The organism is Hanstruepera ponticola (genome assembly GCF_012931685.1).
Lineage (GTDB): Bacteria > Bacteroidota > Bacteroidia > Flavobacteriales > Flavobacteriaceae > Hanstruepera > Hanstruepera ponticola.
This window is the reverse complement of sequence record NZ_JABANC010000001.1, coordinates 827300-845508: the sequence shown is the minus strand read 5'-3', so window position 1 is coordinate 845508 and position 18209 is coordinate 827300. Positions and strand designations below refer to the sequence as shown.

Below are 18209 nucleotides of genomic sequence, written 5' to 3'. Positions count from 1 at the left end.
CAAGTTCAGCAATACAAGTAACTTAATTAATAAACTCGGCTTCAAGAAAATAGTTTACAATAGCCTCTTTCATAAGCACACTTTGTTCACCTGCTTTAAGATTTGGCAATTGTTCCTTTACTTTATAATGAGGCCATTTATCTTCATCAAAATAATCAAATTCATAATAGCCATAAGGCTCTAGAAGTCTGCAAATGGCAATATGCATGAGGTCTAGCTTATGGTCTTTTTTGAATTTTCTATCAAATTGTCCGAGTTCTTGAACACCTATTAAATAAATTATAGCATCAAGATCAAGCGTGTCTCCATCTGCAAATTGCTTGGATAATTTTTCAACTACCAACTCCCAACGTTGTTTTAATTCTTCGTCTCTTGACATAATAATTTTAAAAAAACAAAGTTACAAAGTAGATAGATAGCAATACTTTATATTTGCTGAAAATCTTCAACATATGGCTATTATAGATATCGTTTTAGTTGCTTTATTAGGATTCGGACTTATTCGAGGCTTTTTCAAAGGGTTTTTTGTTGAAGTGGCTTCGTTAGTTGCACTTATCGCAGGAATTTACGGTGCTATTCATTTTAGTTACTACGTAGCCGATTTATTGATAGAACATGTAGATTGGAGTGAGAAAACCATAAATATTACCGCTTTTGCTATTACTTTTATAATTATAGTATTGGTTATTGCTCTAGCTGGAAAAGCTCTAACAAAATTAGCCGATTTTGCTGCATTGGGTTTTCTGAATAAATTATTAGGTGGTGTTTTTGGTTTATTAAAAATAGGTTTGATTTTAAGTATATTACTTATCATTTTTGATAAAATGAATAATACCATCACCTTTGTTGATGAAGAACATACCCAAGATTCTGTCCTTTATGAACCTGTAAAATCTCTAGCTCCTATGTTATTCCCAACTATTATTAAAGCTGAAATGACTGAAAAAGATGATTCTGAAACTCATACGGAATAAAAAAAGCCACTAAAAAAGTGACTTCTTTCATATTTAAAATTGAAACTATTTAAAGCATTTCTACTTTTCCTGTTGAAAGCATATAGACACCTCCAACTATTTTAATATCACCCTGTTCTTCCATTTCTTTTAAAATTGGTGATTTTTCACGTATGCGATCCATAGTTAAACGTACATTATTTGCAACCGTTGCTGCAACAAAATCTTTATTTGAAGAATTCGCTTCGCCTTCCACTTCATCCGATGATTTATGAACAGCAGGCATAATGTTATCCAACATAGCAGTAATGTTGCCCAATTCTACACCATCGCAAGCTGCTTTTACAGCTCCGCAACTCTCATGTCCTAAAACTAACACTAGTTTACTTCCTGCTACTTTACAGGAATATTCCATACTTCCTAAAATATCCGTGTTTTCAAAATTTCCAGCTACTCGTGCTACAAAAACATCTCCAATTACTTGATCAAAAACGATCTCTACAGGAACTCTGGAATCTATACACGATAATATAACGGCTTTAGGGAATTGCCCACTAGTAGTTTGAGATACTAAAGCTTGATTATCTGTTGAATTTAAATTGTTTGAAACAAATCGGTTATTACCGTCTAATAAATCTTTTAAAACACCACTAGGTGTTAGTACATCTTGTGCTTTTTTGTCAATTGCATTTGAAATATGTGCCATATTTTTTGTTTTTAATTAATTGTGTCTTTTACATTATCTTTTATCCAATTCAAGCAGTTTTTAAACTTTTTGAATATGTGTTCTTGTGGAATTAAATCTGGAATAATATCAATACGCTCCATCATATAACGCGGCTGTTTTAATAAGCCTACAAATAAAACTTGTATTTGTTTTAAGTTTAAATCCTGTAGCATATCTTCCATAGCATATAATCCGGATTGATCCATATATTGCATGCGATCTAATCTTAAAATAACCGTTTTGGCCGTATCTGGAATTTGAGCTGCCAAGGCTTGAAAATCACTAGTAGAGCCAAAAAACAGTGGTCCTTTTAAGTGTTTTATAAAAACTTCTTCTTTGAGATTCTCTGGAAATTCTGATTCGTCTGCCCATGCTTCTTCTTTTAATGATTTTACATCAGAGCGTTCTGCCGTTAAATCACCTATTTTCTTCATAAACATTAGTGAGGCAAATACCAAACCAATTCCAACTGCATAAACCAAATTCCAGAATGTTGACAATACTAAAACAACTAGCATAATCACTACTTCTGAACTAAATTTGATTGGTCCAAATTTGATGTCTTTCGGCAAACTTGGAATAGCTTTTAAGCCTCTATAATCCATTACACCTATACCAACGGTAATTAAAATACCTGCTAGAACCGCAGCGGGTATATTTGACGCAAGATTTGGCAATCCAGGTATTAATAGAATGCCCAATAGGAGTAAACCAGCTATCATTCCTGATAATTTGGTTTTTCCTCCAGAATTAATATTCACAACTGTTCTTATGGTTGCTCCTGCTCCAGGGATGCCACCAAAAAGTGCGGCTACAGAATTCCCAATACCCTGTCCTACTAATTCCTTATTTGGTTTATGCTTTGTTTTAGTCATATTATCTGCCACAACACTAGTTAACAGCGAATCTATGGCACCTAAAAGGGCTAAAGTAAGAGCTGTAAAGATATAAGGCGTAATAGATTTTAGTTTAAAACTGGTAATGATGTCCAAATTCGGAATGGGCAAACCATCTGGAATTTGCTCAATAGGTTTATAATCTAATGAAAATGCCATAGCAATACCCGACATAACTACTAGCGCTACTAAAGTACTTGGAACTGCTTTTGTTATTCGTTTAAAACCATAAATTATAATAATAGTTCCTAAAGCCAATAATAGTTCTAACCAGCTAATGTTTTGTAATGCTCTAGGAACAACCTTTAGAGCACCTAATGCTCCGGAGGCCTCTTTTGCTGCTAAAGTTTGCGATTCTCTTAAAATATCTTCTTCAGAAATGAGTTGTGCACGGTCTATTGTTTCTTCAAAATCTTCAAGCACCAAAATTCCTTCACCTGCTTCTTCGCGCAAAATATTTTCTAAAATTAACTCTTCGGCTTGAGGTTTGAATTGCTGCACAAACTCCATATCTTCTTTAGGATAATATCCTAATGATGGTAGCACTTGAGTTAAAAGTATAATAACACCTATGGCTGTCATAAACCCAGAAACAACAGGATATGGAATGTATCTGATATACTTACCAAGTCCAATGGCACCAAGTCCTATTTGCATAAGTCCAGCCAAGAGGAAAACCGTTAAGATTGCAGGAAGCGCTTTTTCTACATCACCATCATTTGTAGCAATAATTCCAGCAATAACAACCATACTAACAGCTGTCATTGGAGCCGTTGGGCCAGATATTTGCGTATTTGTTCCTCCAAAAAGTGCTGCGAAAAAACTAATAAATATAGCGCCATAAAGCCCAGCATCTGGTCCTAAACCGGAAGATACTCCGAAAGCTAGAGCAAGAGGCAAGGCAACAATACCAGCGGTAATTCCTCCAAATGCATCACCTCTTAAATTTGAAAATAAATTTTTCATAGTTTTTCGTCTTGCCCTAATTTACAGTTTTTTATTGTCATAAATCTAAAAAGCCAAGCATATTAGACTAAAATAAATTCGCATACTTTTTGTTCTTAATTATTAGATATCAAAAGAGATACATTAGTTTTTTTAATAAAACTCTTAATATCAGATTGATTTAAACCTTCTTTTTGTTTTTCGTTTTTATAATCACCATCAATTAACAGTAAGTTTATTTTCTTTTTCAACAAATAGTTTGAAAAATTCTGAACGGTATTTTCGTTGCGTTCAAAAACATACTCTTCAGTTTTTAAATTTGGCGATAAAACGGTTTCTGTCAAGTCATTCCCTTTATTTACAAACTTGAATGATTTTAATGGACTCGTTGTGCAACTCAGTAGCTCTTTCGCAAATCTTATGTTAACAGGTATTTTGCCATCAAGCGCTGCTATTGATAATTCTTGATTTGGTTCAATTGTATTTTCATTACCAACTATCATTACGATTCCTTTATGTGTTTTTAACACAAAATCGGTAATGTTATCACCTATTAAACTAATCGATTTTGCGTTTCTTTTACCTAAAACAATGATATCTGGTTTATTTGCTTTAATGAATTCTTCTATTTCATTCTTAACATTACCAAATGTGTATTTATAACCTATTTGTTTGTTATGCTCTTTCAGTAAATGATTAGCATGACGTTCTATTCTTCTTTTAATTTTTAGGTTTTTTTCGTTAATTGTTCTAAAAGCCGACAACTGACTCTCTCGTTCAATAACATCAATAGGTTTCTTGACATGAAATAGTGTTATATCACCACCTACTATCCCGGCTAAACCGGCTGTACTTTTTAATACCTGATCGGTCGTTTCTTTTAAATCGGATAGTACTAAAATTTTATATCTATTTTGTTTCATGACTTTAGTTTTTAGAAGTTTTAGGCCTTAAACTAAAAAACTCAATAAAGCTTTCAGGGTTTTCCACAACTCCCCTTTCAGAAACTAACTGAATATCAATATTTCTTTCTTTAGCCTTAAATGCAAAGTCATCAAGTATTTCAATAATGTCATTATCTAAATACCTCGTCTTTCTCACATCAAGTTCTAAATAAGTATCCATTGGTAAGCTATCTAACTCCTTTAAAATAGCTCCTTTATTAAAGAATGTCACTTCTTCAGCAAGTGTCATTTTTATCTTATGTTTCCCGTTACTTTTATCTTCAATATGCAAGAAGTGTGAGTTTTGATAACTTTTAATCAAAATAACTACTATTCCTACGGCTAAACCAAGTCCAATTCCAACCAATAAATCTGTAAAAACAATACCCACAACAGTCACTGTAAAAGGAATAAACTGCTTCCATCCTAAATCATACATTTGTTTAAACAAAGCCGGTTTGGCTAACTTAAATCCGACAATAAATAAAACTGCTGCCAACACTGATAATGGAATCATGTTTAGCAATCTTGGAATTAGTATTATTGAAATTAGTAAAAAGAAACCGTGAATAATAGCAGATGCTTTTGTACGCCCACCAGATTGAATATTAGCAGAACTTCTAACAATTACTTGAGTAATTGGTAAGCCACCTATCAATCCAGAAATAATATTCCCGGTTCCTTGAGCCAGCAACTCTCTGTTAGTTGGTGTTACATTTTTATGAGGATCAAGTTTATCAGTTGCTTCAACACATAATAGCGTTTCTAAACTGGCTACCAGAGCAATTGTAAAGGCTACTATCCATACTTCTGGATTAGCAATAACTGCAAAATTTGGGAAACTAAATTGCCCAATAAATGAATCTATACCTTCTGGAACTGGTACACTAACTAAATGGGATTGTTCTATTCTTAAAAATTCATTGGATTGTGTGATTACAAAGAAAATGATTCCGACAATAACAGCTACCAAAGGACCCTGTACTAATTTAAAAAATTTCCCTTTTTTGGAAAGGACTTTGTCCCAAAGTAAAAGTATTGCTAAACCAATTATTCCTATAAGTGCTGAACCAGGTGTAATATGATTTATGGCATTAATAATTTCAGAGAATGTTGTTTCACCATCAACCTGAAAAAAAGCAAAATCACCTTCTGGGTCGGCATCATAGCCAAAAAAGTGAGGTATTTGTTTTAGAATAATTATTATTCCGATACCTGTTAGCATACCTTTTATTACTGACGATGGAAAATAGTAACCAATGATACCTGCTTTTAATACTCCAAAAATTAGTTGGATAATACCTCCTAAAACAACCGCTACTAAAAAGTTTTCATAACCACCTAACGTCCCAATGGCTGTCAAAACAATTGCAGCCAATCCTGCTGCTGGACCACTAACACCAATTTTAGATCCACTTAAACTTCCCACTACAATACCACCTACTATACCAGCTATTAATCCTGAAAACAATGGTGCTCCACTAGCAAGAGCAATCCCTAAACACAACGGTAGGGCAACAAAAAATACGACTATACTCGCTGGTAAGTCATTCTTAATATATTTAAACATTTTATAACAAAGTTTTGATCAACCTTCTAAAAAGATTGATTTAAATTAAAATTTAGTTTTGGGCAAAGCCCATGAAATCCTGAATTATAAAATGATTCGTTCGGGAGGGGGAGAAATTAAATTAAGGTGAGGTTTAGGATAATTTTTGAAATAATATCCTAAATTTTCTTTTGAGTCTTTAAATGATAAGTTTTCTATTCCTTTAAAACTATTATCAGGGAAAGGTAATTTTAAATTTTCGTTTTCTTCTTCGGTAACACTATAGAAAATAGATACATCAACTGAATTGTCAACTGCTATAATAATAGTTGGCGCTGTGATAAACGCCAAAAACAAAACAGAGAATAAAATTGCAATAGTTTTCTTACCCATAAAGTAAATCTGAAATAACAAATATAATACTTCAACTTGGTTATTTTGTTAAATAATCTTTAAAACCTATTTAACAATTTGATGTCTTCAGCCAATATCCAACCCATTTTACCATCTGTTAGTTTAATTTTTTTCCAGTTCTCAACTGTATCTAACACTTGTACTTTTGTCCCTTCATGAAGTCGAAACGCTTCTTCACTGCGCAAGTTAGGCTCACTTTTCACTTTAGTTTCTTGTGCAAAAACTATGGCTGGATTGTCTAATTTGTCTAGATTATACTTATGAAAAGCTGAAACTAAAGAGCCCGCCATAAGAAATAAGGAAGCAAACGCTAAACTAAATGAAAAGCGCTTAGTTTTTGTGCCTTCCGACATGATATAATTTATAAACATAGCAACAGCCAAGATCACAAAACATACTGAAAGAATAGCCCACATATCAAAACTTAAGGCACTTGAAACGTTATTCAAAACTTTAGACATACCTACTTCAGGAATAACATCTATGGCATCTAAAGTCATGTTTTTTGCAAAGTTCAGGTTGTTTATTATTTCAGTATCATTTGGTTTTAATTGTAATGCCTTTTCATAATAATAAATGCTAGGAGCAATATTGTTTAGCTTATAATGCGCATTACCTAAATTAAAATATAATTCAGCAGAATGTACTTCCGTCTCTAAAATAGCTTGGTATTTGTTAATGGCATCATCATACTTCCCATCGTTATATAATGCATTACCTTGCTCAAATAACGTCATGTTTTGAGAAAAACCAAAACCACTTAAAAGAAAAACTGCTATATATAAAACTTGTTTCATAACCACTATCTGATTTCTTTATCTATAACTGTTATTGTTTTGGCCGCTAAATCATAATCCTTTTGCATTTCTACTTGATCAATTGGTGTGTACCTAGCTAATTCACAATGTTCTAAAATGGCGATAAAGTCTTTTATTGTATGGTCATCTACACCTCTATCATTTAATAAATTCGATATTTTTTCTTTTGTAAATTCGCTAGTCTCAATATGTAATTTCGCTTTGAGATAGTTGTGTAAGGCTTTTTCCAAAGCGATGTAAAAGGCTTCTTTATTGCCCAATACTTTCTTGGCTTCACCTAAATACTTTTTAGCTAGTTTATCAGCTTTTCTTATTTTATTTCCAAAGACATCTGCTTGTCTCTTTTCCTTTTGCTGTTTAAATACAAGTACCAGTGGAATGGCTAAAAACGGTAATATCATAGCCGACCAAAAAGCTATTGATTTAAAGAAATGTGTTGGTTTAATAGAAGTAAAATTGGTATTTGTTTTTACAAAAGCGAACTGATTGTCGTTTAAAACGACACGTTGCTTATTACCATTTACCGAAGTAATATCTTGAGCGCTATTGGTTGTTGGTCCTTCTAAAACATCAATAACCATTTCATTAGAATTGATGGTTTTATATGATTGAGACCTTAAATCAAAATAAGAAAACGAGATACTCGGTATTGGATATTTACCTCTGTACTGCGGTACAACCGTGTAACTATCAGATATAGATCCAGACATACCATCTAAATTTGTTCTCACATTTTCAGCATGCTCAGGTTCGTAAACCTCTAAAGAACTAGGTAAATTTAATTTTGGCAATTCAAAAAGTTTTAAGTTTCCAGTTCCTGAAACCTCAACTTTTGCTTGTAACGATTCTGAAGCGTTAAGCTCATATTTTGATGTTGTGACCTTAAAATTAAAATCGCCAACAGCACCTGTAAAATCAGAAGGTTTTCCACGTTCAGGTAATGGCTTGACGTTTATAGTTCGTTTTCCAGCTGAAACCGTTTTATGAACCTGATTCATAAGTCGTGTTCCAAAAATATCTCGTCTATTGGTTGGAACATCAACAGTTATATCTAAACTTAAAGGTTCTATTTCCAATTCTCCCGTTTTTTGTGGGTATAGAACTGTTTTTCTTAAAACAACATATCGGTAATCTTCGCCTTTATAGGTTCCGTTTAGAACTTTTAGTCCTTTGATATCTATATTTTGACTCCAAAAATCACTGTATTTGGGATTGTCAATTTCACGCCAATTACTAACACCTGTATTTGGCGAAACGTATAGCTTATAAACCACTGTTATGGCTTCGTTTAAATACGGGTTGGTTTTAGAGACTTCGGCAACCAAATGAATATTTTCAGAAGCGATATAGTCGGCATTATTACCATCTTTTGGTGTTTCAACAGCCGATGTAACCATTATTGGAACAGGTGTCGTTTTGTATATTTCACCATCAATTTCAATAGTGGCTTGATTAATGGTAAAGGTTCCTTGACGTTTGGGTGCCAAAAAATAACTGTATGTTTTGGAATACGAACGTTTTCCGTTTATCCATGAATTACTTACTGCTTGATTTGGTCCTCCAACTACCATAAAATTGGCAAAATCTGGAGGATTAAAATTATCACCATCCTGATTCATTTCGAAATCAACACGTAAGCGTTCGTTTATACCTAGTTTCTTTTTGCTAACCTTGGCTTCAAACGTTACTTGTGCACTTACCACAGTTGCGGCAAGTAAAAACATAAGTATTTGAAATTGTTTTAATAGTTTCATAATTCTAAATCAAAATGAACTTAAACATCACCTAAAATGAATGGGTTTACCAATCTTTTTCAGATCTTACTTTAGCACCTTTTGTTTTTTCAGCATTTATCTTTTCTTGAACCTTCTCTTCTTGGTTATTCATAGCCTCCAATAAGTTCTTAATTTGTTGAGGCGACAATTGTCCTGGTTTTGGTTGAGGCTTTTTCTGGTCTTTATCTTTATTTTCTTGATTTCCGTCTTTATCTTTCTCGTCTTTAGGATCGCCCTCATCATCTTTTTCATCATCACCTTCTTTCTTGTCTTGATCGCCTTTATCCTTCTGATCTTCTTTGTTTTCGTCTTCGTTTTCCTTTTGGTCTTCGTTTTTATCGTCTTGATCCTTATTCTCGTCGTTTTGATCGTTCTGATCTTTCTTTTCGTCCTCTTGATCTTGTTGGTCTTGCTGATCTTCAGCACATTGTTTTGCAAGGGCAAAATTATAACGTGTTTCTTCGTCAGTAGGATTATTTCTTAATGCATTTTTAAAAGCTTCAACGGCTTCTTTACATTTTTTATTTTGCATTAAAACATTCCCGATATTGTGATAAGCTTTATGTTTTTCCTCTTTTGTTTTTGCAACTTTAGCCGCTTGTTGCAATCTGTAGAAGGCTTCGTCAAAGTTTCCTTTTTCGTAATAAGAATTTGCTAAATTATAATTCCCAACTGCCATATTAGGTTCTTTGGAAATGGCCTTTCGGTATTCCATTTCAGCATCTATATAATTATCATTTGAAGCTAATTGATTGGCCTGATAAACCAACCCTTTAGCCTGTTCCAAATCCTTTAGCTGCTGTTTCTCATCGTTTTGAGAAAAGGCGTTAACCGTGTAAATTGCTAATATGTATAATATAATACGCTTCATACAAACATCTAAATTATAAAACTACTGGTTTTGAATGAGTTAAATATTTTATAAAATTACTGTTTTAAAGGTTTTCGTTAAATAAATTGAGCTTCTTTAGCCATGCTGTTTTGCGCTCTAAAAGAAAAACATCAATAAATAATAAAAAGATTGCCAAACCAATAAACCATTGAAACTGATCTTTAAAATCAGCAAACTGCTTGGCTTCAAATTCCTTTTTATCCATGCTGTTTAATATATCTCTTATGGACTCTACAACTTCATTGGTGTTTTGACCATTAATATAAATACCATTAGCTTCTTCTGCGATATCCATCAATGTTTCTTCATTTAATTTGGTAATTACCGTTTCGCCATTTTGATCTTTCTTGTAGTTTAAAACGACACCGTTCCGTTTAATTGGAATAGGACCACCTTTTGTATCACCTACACCAATAGTAAATATTCGAATACCTTCTTCACTGGCTTCTTCTGCTATACTTGCTGAAACCTCACTATGATCTTCACCATCAGAAATGATTATAAGTACACGATTGGTTTGTTCTTCATCGTCATAATAGGTTTTTGCCAATTCTATGGCTTCATTGATTGCTGTACCTTGTGACGATAACATATCAGTATTCATGCTCTGTAAGAACATTTTTGCCGAAGCATAATCGGTTGTAATTGGCAATTGCGGAAAGGCTTTACCTGCATACGCAATTATTCCAATACGGTCACTTGCTAAATTGTTTATGATTTGTGTTACCAGTTGTTTTGACTTTTCAAGTCGGTTTGGCGCGATATCTTCTGCCAGCATACTCTTTGAGACATCAACCGCAAAAACAATATCCACACCTTCTCGCTTTACGGTTTCTAATTTCGTACCAATTTTAGGGTTTACTAAAGCAATAGCGATAGCCGCAATTGCAACACTAACTACTACTAATTTCAAAACAGTTTTGAAGACCGACTGATTTGGACTTAATCGTTTTAGTAGCTTTTTATCGGCAAATTTTCGTTGAGCACTTTTTTTCCAAATATGCAGAATGATGTAAATAAGCCATATTGCAGGTATCGCTGCTAAAATCCAAAACCATATTTTTTCTTCTAATTGATACATGCTTATATAAAACTTCTAAAAATAGTTACGCGCATTAATAACTCCAGACACAACAACAGTAATGCTAAAATGACAAGCGGTCTGTACTTTTCTTCGTAATTATAGAATTTAAATTCTTCAATTTCGGTTTTCTCAAGTTTATTAATTTCGTTATAAATCTCAACCAGCTTTTTGTTATCAGTAGCTCTAAAATATTTACCTCCAGTAGCATCGGCAATTTCCTTTAATAATTCTTCGTCAATTTCAACTTGAACACGACCATATTGGAATTGTCCATTTGGTTTAATACGGATTGGTGAAAGTGTCATACCATTTGTTCCTAAACCTATAGTATAAACTTTAATACCATATTCAACAGCCAATTCACTCGCTATTTTAGGATCTATAAATCCTGTATTGTTCACACCATCTGTAAGTAAAATAATAACCTTACTAATGGCCTTACTGTCTTTTAAACGGTTAACCGAAGTTGCTAATCCCATACCAATAGCAGTTCCACCCTCAATTATCGTATTGTATTGAATATCACTTAACGATCTTAAAACAATAGCCTTGTCACTTGTAATGGGTGTTTTTGTATAACTTTCACCTGCATATTCAACCAAGCCAATTCTATCATTTGGACGCCCTTTTATAAACTCGGTTGCAACATTTTTAAGCGCTTCAAGCCTATTTGGTTTTAAATCTCTGGCTAACATACTAGCAGATACATCAATGGCCATAACAATATCTATTCCGCGAGTTGTTTTTGTTTTGGTGCTTACATCCACAGTTCTGGGTCTTGCTAGAGCTGTAATTAACGCTGCCAAAGCTAGTAAGCGAAGGAAAAACAAAAAGTGTCTAAATTTTGGAAGAATAGATGACGTAAACTTAAAGCCTTTTAGACTTGATATTTTTAATTCTGCCGTTTGCTTTTGAAATTTGAAAATGTACCAAACTAAAGCTAATGGCAGTAACAACATCAACCAGAATAACTCCTTATTTAAAAATTCAATTCCTTCAAACATCATTCGGCAGCTGGTTTAAGTTCGACTGAATTTAAAATTCTATTTACTATCTCTTGAGCATATTCATCTTCCTTATGATAGGTAATCATAATCTGTTGTATGATATTTTGTGCTGTAAAATGCAACATGATATATTCACCGTCAACAAACTTATCAGAATTAGGATATGGGAAACTAGCTGAACCATGTGTTTTAAGTCCTTCAGCATTATTAGGGGTTACAAATTTGTCTGTTTTTACAAAAATATTCTCAACACCTTTATCTTCTAATTGTGAAATTGCTTTTTCTGAAACTTGGTTTAAGTCAATAGGCTCATCTGCTTTATGATCTTTTAAACTAGCTGTCAATAAACTAATGCTTAAATCATCCAATACATTGCCATAACGGAATTCTGTAAAGCTTACAGGTCCATCAACCACATTTAGACTATCAGTTTCAATACGCTTTAAAACTTCTGGTGTTGAAATGGTAATAGGTGGATAACCATATGCGCTCTGTACCCATTCGCCTTCTAACAATTCTAAATTATCGTTACCCAACAACGTATCTGTCACGTATTTAAAACCGTACTTTATACCGAAACCAGCAAAAGTGGCAGCCAAAACAGCAATAACAGCTACTATCGTAATAACTATTTTTCTGCGCTTCTTTTTACGTTCTTGTGCTTCTTTGTATTGTTTATCTAGCAGTTTCTCTTCCTCGGAAGGTTCTGGCAGGACTTCTTTTACATGGTCAATTTCAACTGCAACTGTATTTCTGTCTAGTTTGGCTAATTCCTTATCTGGTGCAGATTTGGCAAATTTTACTAAATCGGCGCGTTTAAAAATGCTTTCGAGGTTTTTTATGGTTTCTGGACTTAAATCAATTTGATTACCGTCTTTCAACAATCGTAATCTGGAAATTAGTTCGTCTGTAGTGCTTTCTAAAGCGTGATCATATACTTTTTCATCTAAATACTTACGAATTGCTAATGTTAATTCAGAATAATAAGCTTTAAATTCATCTTGCTCTAAGTAGTTGCTTTCATCTAGTTTTGCTAGTGCTAATTTCGCTCTATCATAAGGTGGCAATAAAGCAATTTTTTCTTCTTCGGTTAATGGTTTTTTACGCCAAACAAACCAATAAATTAAAAATACTACTACACCAATCGCTAATAGTATGATAAGTAGATTTCTCAACCAATTACTTTTTCCTTTTTCAACTTCAATTATTGGTTTTATACCATATAGCCCTTGTTTTGTAGTGTCAACTACAACAGGATTTACAATAACTTTTAACGAATCTGTATAAAAGGTTCTGTCTCCAATAACTAATTTCTGTCTGGGAATAGTGTAAACACCAGAGTCAAACTGTGTTAGACCATATTTTTTTATCAGATTAAATTTAGCGTCTTGTTTTGTGGTATCAACATCATACGAATCAATAACCTCCAAGGGCATAAAGGTTTGCCCTTCTGGAAACACTACCAGATTAGTTGTATCTGTACTAACCTCAATTTTAAAAGTGATTTGCTCACCAATCTTAATTTGGTTTGTATCTATTGATGATTTGATTTGAGCGTAAGAGAAACAAGACATGAGAACCAAGACAAAAGACACCAAAGACTTTAACACGCAAGAAAGACTTGATTCTTGGCTCTTGGTTCTCGATTCTTTAGTATGTAAATTCTTTTTTCTCATTTTTATAAGGCCTAGACTGCGCTCGAACAACATAATTCTTAATTGGACTATCCTCTTCTTTTGAAATAACCTAATAATTTTTTTACATAACTTTCATCAACACGACAATTGATGGTTCCTGCTCCTGATTTTGAAAAACTATCGTGATAATATGCTACTTTATCATTATAAAACTTGGCATAGTTGTTACGCACTTTTTTAGATGCTGTATTCACTAACATGTATTCACCCGTTTCCCCATCCTGCATTTGAACCATTCCTAAATTTGGAATGCTTTCTTCATGCTTATCATATACACGAATTCCAGTGACGTCATGACGACCAGATGCAATTTTTAAAGTATGTTGATAATCGTCCGCAATGAAATCTGAAAGCACAAAAACAATAGCTTTCTTTTTCATCACATTAGATAAAAATTTCAATGCTTCAGTAATATTTGTTTGCTTACTTTTTGGTTTAAACTCAATTAGCTCACGAATTATGCGTAATACGTGTGAACGCCCTTTTTTTGGTGGAATATAAAGCTCTATCTCATCAGAAAATAAAATAAGACCAATTTTATCATTATTTTGAGTCGCTGAAAATGCTAAAGTTGCAGCAATTTCAGTAACTACTTCATTTTTAAATTGGGATGCTGTTCCAAAAAATTCTGATCCTGAAATATCAACCATAAGCATCATGGTTAATTCACGCTCTTCTTCAAAAACTTTTATATGTGGTTCGTTTGTACGAGCCGTAACATTCCAATCAATATTTCTAACATCATCTCCATATTGATATTGGCGTACTTCACTAAAGGTCATACCACGTCCTTTGAAGGTGGAATGATATTCACCTCCAAAAATATGATCAGACAATCGACGTGTCTTAATCTCTATTTTTCGTACTTTTTTTAAAAGTTCTTTTGTGGTACTCATTAACTCCTATCTAATTCATCTATTTTTTTCGTCAATGACTCTGATACTTCCTTTAATCTCTTTTTACTAAAATTTTCTAATAAAAGAAGTTCCTCTTTACCTCTGTAAGAAACTATCAATTTCGGCGGATTCTTATTTACTTGAGGAACGATATAAAAGCTTTCAATTCTTTTTAGATCAAAAACCTTTTTGTCATTTTTATATGAGAGTTCTTGTTGATTTATTTTTATTGTAAAATCATATTGTGTTTGTTTATATATCTGAATTAATAATAAAACAACAATCGTAGAGCCAATTCCATAAAAAAACACATCTTCTATTTCATTAAATTGTTTTAGAAGAATGATTACTAATAAACAAAATAATAATATTGTTATTAAAGGTTTGTGATTTGATTTGAAAGAAACTTCTTTTTCAGATTTCATATAAACAATTATTGATTTAGAAATATTATTTACAGTATCTGTCTATGGCACTTCAATCTCGTTTACAATCTTGTTGATAATGTCTTCAGAAGTTACATTTTCAGCTTCAGCTTCATAAGTAATCCCTATTCTATGGCGCAACACATCATGCACAACAGCGCGTACGTCTTCAGGAATAACATATCCTCGACGCTTAATAAAGGCATAACATTTGGCCGAAGTTGCCAAATTAATACTACCACGTGGCGAAGCTCCAAACGAAATTAATGGTTTTAGGTCTGCTAACTTATATTTTTCTGGATAACGTGTAGCAAAGATGATATCTAGTATGTATTTTTCTATTTTCTCATCCATGTAAACCTCGCGAACTGCTTTTTGGGCATTTAAGATTTGAGCAACAGAAACTACTGGATTGACTTTATCCCAAGCACCTTTCATGTTGGCTCTCATAATCAGTTGCTCTTCATCTTGTTTAGGATAATCAATTACTGTTTTTAGCATAAAACGGTCAACTTGCGCTTCTGGAAGTGGATAGGTTCCTTCCTGCTCAACTGGATTTTGAGTTGCCATTACCAAAAATGGTTTATCAAGAATAAACGTTTCATCACCAATAGTAACTTGCTTCTCTTGCATGGCTTCCAACAAAGCCGATTGTACCTTGGCAGGAGCTCTGTTAATCTCATCTGCCAAAACGAAATTGGCGAAAATTGGTCCTTTTTTTATGGTGAAATCATTTTCTTTTATGTTGTAAATTAAAGTACCTACAACATCTGCTGGTAATAAGTCTGGTGTAAACTGTATTCTACTAAAAGAGCCATCAACGGCTTGTGAAAGCGTATTAATTGCTAATGTTTTTGCTAAACCAGGAACACCTTCTAATAAAATATGGCCTTGCCCTAACAAACCAATCAGTAATCGTTCAACCATGTGCTTCTGTCCAACGATAACTTTATTCATTTCCATTGTAAGCAAATCAACAAAAGCACTTTCTTTCTCTATCTTTTCATTAATCGCTTTAATATCAATTGCACTCGTTTCTTCCATCATGTATGTGTTTTAAAATTCTATTTAAAATAGGATTTATTTTAGCACGGCTAAATTGTTAAAATTTTTGCTTTAATGCTGTTAACAATTGGTTAAAAAAATAAGAGCAGCACTGATTAGTGCTGCTCTTATAACTTTTTGAAATGTTTTTACAATTATTCTAGTAAAATAACACCTAACTCCGTTGTAGATCCTACTGTAATTTCAACATCTTCTATAATCTGAATTGGTAATCCAGAAGCTGGATCTGGTGTAATAGTAACAGTATATGTTCCTTCGGTTAAACCGACCAAAACAAAATTACCATCAACATCAGCATAAGACGAAACAGTTTCAATACCATTGGTTGCTGTAATTTCTGTTTGAACATCAATAGGTGTTATACTGCCACTTAAAGCTCCTGATTGTGCTTCAACACTGGCTCTAATTACAGGTTTTAGATTAATATTACCAGAATTTCCAGCGACTACAATAGATTCATCAACATCAAAATCTAATAAAAACGTGTAGGCTATATTAGGCTCTAATGTCTCATTAACTTGAATTTTTAATCCCGATTGCTGGGCACTTGGTGTGTTTAAAGGAAATGTTTCACCATCAATTACAATGGAGTTATCATTACCCAATACCAAACGAATTTGATTTAAGGTTCCTGATGGAACAACAAAATCATCAACAAGTAACACATTAATACCACCTGTTAACTCCAATAAATCATAAACACCTGTGTTTATGGCTTCCAGACTTACCCAATTATCATCATCACTAGCGTCATTTACTTTAACTCTAACATCTACAACATCCACATAAACATGTTCGTAGTCTCCAGGTCTATCCATTAATTTTACTGAAATAGTCGAAGTTCCTTGAGAAGGTGTGTTGTTACTATCGTCATCACTACAACTAAAAAACGTAATAGTTAAAATTATTAGTAACACTAATTTAAGCTGTTTTAAAGTATTCATAAATATTATAAGTTTTGGTTCATAAAAATATACGTGGCGACTATGTATAATAGATGCTTTATTCAATAAAATCATAGTGGTATCCATTATTTAATTTCTAGGTATTCCTTTTAAACAATTGAAAAACAAGCGATTTAAAAGACATTATTGAGAATGATAAAAAAATGTTAAATGTATTTTAGAACCATTTTTCAAATGGAATATAAGTACGTAATAACAGAAAATCTCGCAATAAATAATTGTTAACTGACTCTATTTTTAAAGAGCGAATAAGTATTTTTATACAGAAATCTTAAAACTATTTATGACTTATTCAAAAATAATTGCTGGAACAATGACATGGGGAAGTTGGGGCAAACAACTTTCTAAAAAGGACATGATATTACTTATGCATCATTGTATAGAAAACCAGATTACAACTTTTGATCATGCTGATATTTATGGTAGCTACACCACAGAAGCCGATTTTGGCAACGCTTTTAAGGATTCTGGAATAAAAAGAGAAACTATTCAGCTTATTTCCAAATGCGGTATTCAATATTTTAGTGAGAACAGAAATAATACTGTTAAACATTACGATTATAGTAAAGAATATATCATTTGGTCTGTTGAAGAATCACTTAAAAAACTACAAACCGACTATTTAGATCTGTTACTATTACATAGACCAAGCCCGTTAATGCATCCCGAAACCATTGCCGAAGCTATTTCAACTTTAAAAGCCAATGGTAAAATTCGTGATTTTGGTGTGTCTAATTTCACCGTTAGTCAAATGACACTTATTTCAAAGTTTCAGAAAATAGATGTGAATCAAATTGAATTTTCATTAACGTCTCATGGAGCAATGCATAATGGAACTTTAGATTATATGATGACTCATAATATTACACCAATGGCTTGGTCGCCTTTAGGTTCTGTATTTAAAGAAGGTAATGAGCAAAGCAAACGCATTCAAAATCTTTTGGAGACATTAATAAGTAAATATAATGCAACTAAAGATCAACTATTATTAGCTTGGATTTTAAAACATCCATCTAACATTCAGCCCGTTATTGGAACAACAAATACCGAGCGCATCTCACAAGCAAATGAAGCACTAGATATAAATTTTGAATTAGAAGATTGGTTTAAACTTTTAGTAGAATCACAAGGTCACAAAGTGCCCTAAAAACTATAAT

General features: G+C 32.9%; 18 protein-coding genes. 2 read left to right on the top strand and 16 right to left on the bottom strand.

Annotated features, from left to right (window positions below; genetic code table 11):
* Window positions 1–22 precede the first annotated feature (22 nt).
* Entirely contained in the window at window positions 23–379 is a 357-nt protein-coding gene (locus tag HGK31_RS03775) for a hypothetical protein (RefSeq protein ID WP_104735226.1), read from the bottom strand.
* A gap of 73 nt (window positions 380–452) precedes the next feature.
* Here HGK31_RS03775 and HGK31_RS03770 point away from each other — a divergent pair, with 73 nt between their 5' ends.
* Complete coding sequence (locus HGK31_RS03770) at window positions 453–974, top strand: CvpA family protein (protein WP_191858543.1); 522 nt, start codon at window positions 453–455, stop codon at window positions 972–974.
* A gap of 49 nt (window positions 975–1023) precedes the next feature.
* On the opposite strand, the gene HGK31_RS03765 is transcribed toward HGK31_RS03770, so the two are convergent.
* The 15 genes from HGK31_RS03765 to HGK31_RS03695 all read right to left on the bottom strand — a co-directional run bounded on the left by HGK31_RS03765 (window position 1024) and on the right by HGK31_RS03695 (window position 17031).
* On the bottom strand, window positions 1024–1659 hold the full coding sequence (locus tag HGK31_RS03765; RefSeq protein WP_191858542.1) for a carbonic anhydrase family protein: 636 nt from the start codon (window positions 1657–1659) through the stop codon (window positions 1024–1026).
* A gap of 11 nt (window positions 1660–1670) precedes the next feature.
* Window positions 1671–3542 (bottom strand): SulP family inorganic anion transporter, encoded by a 1872-nt coding sequence (locus HGK31_RS03760; protein ID WP_191858541.1) that lies wholly within the window; start codon window positions 3540–3542, stop codon window positions 1671–1673.
* Between the two features lie 95 nt (window positions 3543–3637).
* Window positions 3638–4444 (bottom strand): universal stress protein, encoded by an 807-nt coding sequence (locus tag HGK31_RS03755; protein ID WP_191858540.1) that lies wholly within the window; start codon window positions 4442–4444, stop codon window positions 3638–3640.
* Between the two features lie 4 nt (window positions 4445–4448).
* On the bottom strand, window positions 4449–6035 hold the full coding sequence (locus HGK31_RS03750; protein ID WP_191858539.1) for a SulP family inorganic anion transporter: 1587 nt from the start codon (window positions 6033–6035) through the stop codon (window positions 4449–4451).
* A gap of 84 nt (window positions 6036–6119) precedes the next feature.
* A complete protein-coding gene (locus HGK31_RS03745; protein WP_104735220.1) occupies window positions 6120–6407 on the bottom strand; it encodes a hypothetical protein in 288 nt (95 codons plus the stop codon).
* A 59-nt stretch (window positions 6408–6466) separates the two neighbouring features.
* The gene (locus tag HGK31_RS03740) at window positions 6467–7225 is read right to left on the bottom strand and encodes a tetratricopeptide repeat protein (RefSeq protein WP_191858538.1); all 759 of its coding nucleotides are present in this window, start codon (window positions 7223–7225) and stop codon (window positions 6467–6469) included.
* Window positions 7226–7230: 5 nt separating this feature from the next.
* The gene (locus HGK31_RS03735) at window positions 7231–9000 is read right to left on the bottom strand and encodes a BatD family protein (protein ID WP_191858537.1); all 1770 of its coding nucleotides are present in this window, start codon (window positions 8998–9000) and stop codon (window positions 7231–7233) included.
* A gap of 46 nt (window positions 9001–9046) precedes the next feature.
* Window positions 9047–9892, bottom strand: a complete 846-nt coding sequence (locus tag HGK31_RS03730) for a tetratricopeptide repeat protein (RefSeq protein ID WP_191858536.1) — start codon at window positions 9890–9892, stop codon at window positions 9047–9049.
* A 64-nt stretch (window positions 9893–9956) separates the two neighbouring features.
* On the bottom strand, window positions 9957–10994 hold the full coding sequence (locus HGK31_RS03725) for a VWA domain-containing protein (RefSeq protein WP_191858535.1): 1038 nt from the start codon (window positions 10992–10994) through the stop codon (window positions 9957–9959).
* 2 nt (window positions 10995–10996) lie between these two features.
* Window positions 10997–12001, bottom strand: coding sequence for a vWA domain-containing protein (locus tag HGK31_RS03720; RefSeq protein WP_191858903.1), 1005 nt, complete (start codon window positions 11999–12001; stop codon window positions 10997–10999).
* On the bottom strand, window positions 12001–13578 hold the full coding sequence (locus HGK31_RS03715) for a hypothetical protein (protein ID WP_394368039.1): 1578 nt from the start codon (window positions 13576–13578) through the stop codon (window positions 12001–12003). The genes HGK31_RS03720 and HGK31_RS03715 overlap by 1 nt, the downstream gene beginning before the upstream one ends.
* Window positions 13579–13727: 149 nt before the next feature.
* A complete protein-coding gene (locus HGK31_RS03710; RefSeq protein ID WP_191858534.1) occupies window positions 13728–14597 on the bottom strand; it encodes a DUF58 domain-containing protein in 870 nt (289 codons plus the stop codon).
* Window positions 14597–15022, bottom strand: a complete 426-nt coding sequence (locus tag HGK31_RS03705) for a hypothetical protein (RefSeq protein ID WP_191858533.1) — start codon at window positions 15020–15022, stop codon at window positions 14597–14599. The genes HGK31_RS03710 and HGK31_RS03705 overlap by 1 nt, the downstream gene beginning before the upstream one ends.
* 42 nt (window positions 15023–15064) lie before the next feature.
* Window positions 15065–16066 (bottom strand): AAA family ATPase, encoded by a 1002-nt coding sequence (locus tag HGK31_RS03700; RefSeq protein WP_191858901.1) that lies wholly within the window; start codon window positions 16064–16066, stop codon window positions 15065–15067.
* Between the two features lie 155 nt (window positions 16067–16221).
* Window positions 16222–17031, bottom strand: a complete 810-nt coding sequence (locus tag HGK31_RS03695) for a DUF4382 domain-containing protein (protein ID WP_191858532.1) — start codon at window positions 17029–17031, stop codon at window positions 16222–16224.
* Between the two features lie 304 nt (window positions 17032–17335).
* Between HGK31_RS03695 and HGK31_RS03690 the strand changes: the two genes are divergently transcribed.
* On the top strand, window positions 17336–18199 hold the full coding sequence (locus HGK31_RS03690; protein WP_191858531.1) for an aldo/keto reductase: 864 nt from the start codon (window positions 17336–17338) through the stop codon (window positions 18197–18199).
* Window positions 18200–18209 lie beyond the last annotated feature (10 nt).